The organism is Streptomyces sp. NPDC014623 (assembly GCF_043088245.1).
GTDB lineage: Bacteria > Actinomycetota > Actinomycetes > Streptomycetales > Streptomycetaceae > Streptomyces.
In genome coordinates this window covers 1-5,151 of the sequence record NZ_JBIBZU010000022.1, presented here as the reverse complement: position 1 = coordinate 5,151, position 5,151 = coordinate 1, and the positions used below count along the sequence as shown (strand labels likewise).

The 5,151-nt window shown below is 70.9% G+C and carries 6 protein-coding genes; 2 read left to right on the top strand and 4 right to left on the bottom strand.

The features are described 5' to 3' along the window. Positions 1-280: 280 nt before the first annotated feature. Positions 281-1,090 carry an MEDS domain-containing protein gene (locus tag ACF1FZ_RS28700; protein WP_391776297.1) on the top strand — a complete coding sequence of 270 codons (810 nt, stop codon included), beginning with the start codon at positions 281-283 and terminating at the stop codon, positions 1,088-1,090. Next, complete coding sequence (locus ACF1FZ_RS28695; protein ID WP_391776296.1) at positions 1,087-2,040, top strand: anti-sigma factor RsbA family regulatory protein; 954 nt, start codon at positions 1,087-1,089, stop codon at positions 2,038-2,040. The genes ACF1FZ_RS28700 and ACF1FZ_RS28695 overlap by 4 nt, the downstream gene beginning before the upstream one ends. Positions 2,041-2,085: 45 nt before the next feature. Here ACF1FZ_RS28695 and ACF1FZ_RS28690 read toward each other — a convergent pair whose 3' ends face one another. The 4 genes from ACF1FZ_RS28690 to ACF1FZ_RS28675 are packed head-to-tail and all read right to left on the bottom strand — an operon-like array spanning position 2,086 to position 4,683. Further along, positions 2,086-2,481: a response regulator transcription factor gene (locus ACF1FZ_RS28690; RefSeq protein ID WP_391776295.1), complete on the bottom strand. Its 396-nt coding sequence runs from the start codon at positions 2,479-2,481 to the stop codon at positions 2,086-2,088. 2 nt (positions 2,482-2,483) lie between these two features. Further along, positions 2,484-3,599 carry a PAS domain S-box protein gene (locus ACF1FZ_RS28685; RefSeq protein ID WP_391776294.1) on the bottom strand — a complete coding sequence of 372 codons (1,116 nt, stop codon included), beginning with the start codon at positions 3,597-3,599 and terminating at the stop codon, positions 2,484-2,486. Continuing rightward, a complete protein-coding gene (locus ACF1FZ_RS28680) occupies positions 3,596-4,252 on the bottom strand; it encodes a response regulator (RefSeq protein ID WP_391776293.1) in 657 nt (218 codons plus the stop codon). Before ACF1FZ_RS28680 ends, ACF1FZ_RS28685 begins: the two co-directional genes overlap by 4 nt. Positions 4,253-4,299: 47 nt before the next feature. Then, on the bottom strand, positions 4,300-4,683 hold the full coding sequence (locus ACF1FZ_RS28675; protein WP_391776292.1) for an STAS domain-containing protein: 384 nt from the start codon (positions 4,681-4,683) through the stop codon (positions 4,300-4,302). Between the last annotated feature and the right edge of the window lie 468 nt (positions 4,684-5,151).

Sequence of the window (5,151 nt, the reverse complement as noted above, 5' to 3'; positions counted from 1 at the left end):
GGTGGGACCGTCACCTGGGGAGCTCATGTCCTGAGCCGTCCCGGTGACCGGGATCACCGCCCTCGCGGCTCCGCCGCCATGTGGCTCGATCCGCTGCCCGCCCGCGCGCCGACGTGCCCCGGGCGGGACGGGTGCACCGTGGCCACCGGGTGCGGTGCATTCGTGTGTTTCCATGGTCGGGAAAGCTGCATCGGGCGGGAATAAGGGGCGCGGTATGCGGACGGCGCGAAGAACGGCGGCGCCCCCTGGGGAGGAGTCGCCCGAGGGATGTCACACCAGCGTGGTCTTCTCCGACGACCGGCAGTGGGCGGAGCACCTCGGCGCCTTCGTCCGCAGGGGGCTGGAGAAGGGCGAGCAGGTCCTGTACTTCGCGGACACCACCGCGCCCGAGCGGGTGCTGCGGGCGCTCACCGACGCGGGCATCGACGCGGAGGGAGCCGTGACGCGCGGGCAGCTGTCCGTGTCGGCCGCCGCGCAGACGTATCTCGCCGGTTCCGGCTTCGATCCCGACGAGATGATCGGACTGTGGTTCGACGCGGTCCGGGCGGCCTCCGCCTCGGGGTACCGAGGACTGCGGGCGATCGGCGAGATGTCCTGGGGGGCGAGGGACATCCCCGGTGCCGACAGGCTGCTCGAGTACGAGCTGCGCATGCACGAGGAGGTCTCCGCCCGTCTGCCCCTGACGGCGTGGTGCTTCTACGACCGGCGCCTGATGCGTGACGAGTACGTGGGTGTCCTGGCGAGCGCCCACCTGACGCACAGGGGGGAGCCGCACCCCGGCCCCGCTCTGCGGGTGGCTCCGCTGGTGGGCCGGCCGGGGCTGCAGATGTCCGGGTCGGCCGGATACGACACACGGGACGCGGTCGCTGCCGCGGCTGCCGCCGTCTCGGGCGCGGCGGACCCGCGGACGGAGCTGGACCTGGCGGCCCTGCGCCACATCGACGCGGCTTCACTGGCCCTGCTGGCCGACGCCGCGGCCGGGCGGAGCGGTGGCCCGCCACTGAAGGTCCGACAGGCCCCTTCGCCCGTGCGGCGACTACTGCAACTGTTCCCGGAGCTGGACTCCGTGGTGGAGGTCGTGGACCGATGACAACTTACGGGTCTACCTCGGCCGGCCCCGGCCGGCAGGCCGCCTTCTACCACCCGGCACTGTTCTACGGCACCGAGGACGAGTACCTCGACGGAGTCGGGACGTTCGTCCGGGACGCCGTCTCCCAGGAGCATTCCGTGCTGGTGGCCGTGCCCGGCCCGCACCTCCCGCTGCTGCGGGACTTCGTCGGGGGCGGCGAGCACGTCCGGTGGGTGGACATGTACCAGGCGGGACGGAACCCGGGGCGCATCCTGTCGATGCTCCAGGAGTTCGCCGACCACGCGGGGGAGCACGCCCAGGTGTCGATCGTGGGGGAGCCGATCTGGGTCGGCCGTACGCCGGCGGAGGCACGGGAGGCGACACGGCACGAAGCACTGATCAACCTCGCTTTCACCGGGCGTCCGGTCAGCATCCTCTGTCCCTACGACACGGCATTGCCCGAGGACGTGCTGGCACAGGCCTACCGCACCCACCCGGTGGTCGGTGATCCGGGCGCCTACCGGGCCAGCTCCCGCTACACCGACCCCCACGAGGTCTGTCGTGACTGCGACACCCCGCTGCCCGAACCGCAGGACGCCGTGGTCGTCCCGTTCGGCGCGCAGGGCCTGGCGCTCGTACGCGACCGGGCCGACCGCTGGGCGGCGGACGCCGGCCTGCCACCGGCCTCCCGCACGGACTGGCTCCTCGCCATCGGTGAGGCGACCAGCAATTCGGTGCGGCACGGAGGCGGCCGCGGGACCCTGCGCATGTGGCGTGCCGACGGTGAGCTCGTCGCCGAGATCCGCGACGAGGGCCTGCTGGCCGACCCCCTCACGGGCCGCCGCCGGCCCGACCCCCGGGCGACGACCGGAGGCCGGGGGGTGTGGATCATGCATCAGGTGTGCGACCTGGTCGAGATCAGGGCGGCGGCGCAGGGACTGGTGCTGCGTCTCCACATGAGACTGGAGTGAGCCGGGGCGGCTGCCCCGGGACGGGACGCCCTGGTCCGGCTGCCTTCACCGGGCTTCGGCCACCCGGCGCAGAGCCATGAGGAGCTCCCGGTTGCTCGCGCCTTTGAGTACGTACTCGGCGACGCCGGCGCTCGTCATCTGTTCGACGGAGCCCTTGTCGTCGTACGCGGAGAACGCCACGATCCGGCTCGCCGGTGAACACCGCGCGATGTCCCTGGCGACGTTGGGGCCGCCGCCGGGAAAGCGGACGTCCAGGATCACGAGATCCGGTCGATGCTGCTCCGTGAGCCGAAGCGCCTGCTCACCGTTGCGCGCGGTGCCCACGACCTCCAGATCGTGCTGGGCCTGGACGACCTCGCTCAGCGTCTCCAGGAGCAACGCGTTGTCATCACACAGGATGACGCTGAACGGTGAGCCGGGCGGGCCGTCCGGCGTGGTCATGTTCACGAGGCCTCGTCCGTCGGTGCCGGTGCCGGCACCGGAAGCGGGTTCGGCACCCAGAACTCGACCGTCGTCCCTGTACCGGGGCGGCTGTACATGGACCACCATCCTCCTGCCGTCTCGGCTCTCTCCCGCATCTCGATGACGCCGAAATGTTCGCGGGTGCCGTCCTCCGACCGGGGCTCGCCGGTTCCGTCGTCGATGACACGCGTCAGCAGGCCCCCGTCGGCCGACGTGATGCGGACGTCGACTCTGCTCGCCCGCGCGTGCTTGTTCACGTTCAGCAACGCTTCCTGGACGACACGGAAGATGGTGATGGCCGTCTCGGCCGTGGGTTCGCGTTCCAGCTGGTGTTCGAACGAGCAGGCCATCCCCCACGAGGAGCGCACGACGTCGTCCAGGTGACTCGAAAGCCCTTCGACCAGACCGTGTCTGTCGATCCCGGGCGGATGCAGCCGGAAGGTCAGACTCCGAAGCCGTGCGATCGCCTCGCGCACCGTCGTGTCCAGGCGCCGCAGTTCCGCGGCGTGCGCCTCCGGCACCCGCTCCGCCATCAGCTCCAGCCGCATCCCGACCGCCACCATGGCCTGGATGGAGTCGTCGTGGACGTCCCACGCGATGCGGCGTCGTTCCGTCTCCTGCGCCTGGACCAGGTGATCGAACAGCCGCCGTCGCTCACTGAGGGCCTGCTGCGCCGCCCGTCGTTCGGACATGTCGCGGGTGACCTTGCCGAATCCCTGCAGCACGCCTTTTTCGTCCCACAGTGCGGTGATGACCACGTTCGCCCAGAACCGGGAGCCGTCCTGGCGGACCCGCCAGCCCTCGTCCTCCAGTCTGCCTTCGGCCACGGCGGTCTCCAGTTCCCACTGCGGCTTGCCCGCCGTCTGATCCTCGGGCGGGTAGAAGACCGAGAAGTGCTGTCCCAGGATGTCCGTGGACTTGTATCCCTTGATCCGCTCCGCCCCCGCGTTCCAGCTGATGATGTAGCCCTGCGGGTCGAGCATGAAGATGCCGTAGTCCAGCACCCCCTGGACCAGCAGTGTGAAGGCCGTTTCCGACAGCGGGGCCGCCTGCTTCCGCTCCAGCCTCTGCGGCTGTGACCGTGGCTCCGGCGTCATTTGAGGAGCCCTTCACGTCGTGCGATCGTCACGGCTTCCAGCTGCGAACGCGCGCCCAGTTTCTCCAGCACCCGCTGGACATGGTTGCGCCCCGTGTTGAGAGCGACCCCCAGCTGATCGCTGATCTCCGCGGTGGTGTGACCTTCCCCCAGCAGGTGGAGAGCTTCCCGCTCCCGCGGCGTCAGGTTCGCGCCGGGACCGGGCGCCCTGCCGGTCAGCCGTCCCAGCACGTCGCCCAGGAGGTCCTGGCTGAACACCATTTCACCCGCCGCCACTCTGCGCACGGCGTCCTCCAGTTCGCCCAGACCGCGGGCCTTCAGGATCAGGCCGCCTCCGCCGGCCTCCGCGACGCGCGCGGCGACCGACCCGCCGCCCTCGCCCGCCAGGATGAGGACGCGCGCTTCCGGCACGAGTGCCAGCAGATCGGTGATGGCGGTGACCCCGTCGCCGTCCGGCAGCCGCCGGTCCATCAGGACGACGTCCGGCTCACACCGCTTCGCGTCGGCCAATGCCGAAGCCACCGACGCCGCACGCCCCACCACCTGCAGGTCGGATGAGCGCTCCAGGGCGAGGCGGATCGCCTCGGCCACCATGTCGTGGTCCTCGACCAGCAGGATCCTGACCGGCCGGCTGTGCGGGGGAGAAGAGGGCATCTGTGCATCCTTGCAGGTGGCGGACCTTACGATCATGCCAGAAGGTCTCAAAACGGCCGCCCTGCCGTAGCCACTGCTTCCGCGCCGCCGTGAGCTGTGACCGCGTCCGGAACGCAGCGAGCCGGTTCCGTGTCCGCGGGCGTGCCCGTCCCGGTGAGGATGCCCTCGGCCCCGATCAGGGAGAGCAGTCGTGCCAACTGCGGTCCGACCCCTTCCACGACCAGGCCGACGCCTGCCCGGAGAACGGTCGACCGTGCCCTGAGCAAGGCGCTCAGGCCGGCGCAGTCGCAGAAGGTGACGTCGGTCAGATCGAGGCAGAGGCTCGTCGGCTGCTTCGCCAGGCAAGCCGTCACCGCCTCCCGGACCTGGGGGGCGGTATCCAGGTCGAGTTCGCCGACGAGGGCCACACGCCCGACGCCCGAATGAACCACGACATGCGACGTGAACGGGTGAAAGGTCACGATGTCCCGCCCTCTTCGTCCTCACGTGCGGCGCGCACCCGTGCGGCGCGCTCCTGAGGCCCTCCCGGTGGAGAAGCCCCTGTTGTCAACTGCCACAGCACTTTCTCGTAGTGCATGGACATCAGCGTCGCTCTAGTGAATCTGCACTAGGCGCCGAAGTCAACCCGCGCCTGCGGAGGGGCGGCGTGGGGAGTGGGCAGGGGCGCCCCGGGGCCTCGGCCGGGCGGGTGTTCGGCTCCCTCGGCCGGGTCGCATCCGGGCGGGCGCCGCCTTCCGGTGTCATGCGCGCGGAAGGGGGCGACAGCCGGCGGCGGGGGCCCCCCCCCCCGCGGGGGGGGGGGGGGCCCCCCCCCCCCCGGGGGGGTGGACAACCCCCAAACAAACCCCCCGCCACATGGGACGGAACCCCCCCCCCCCCACAACACGAACAAAACAAAC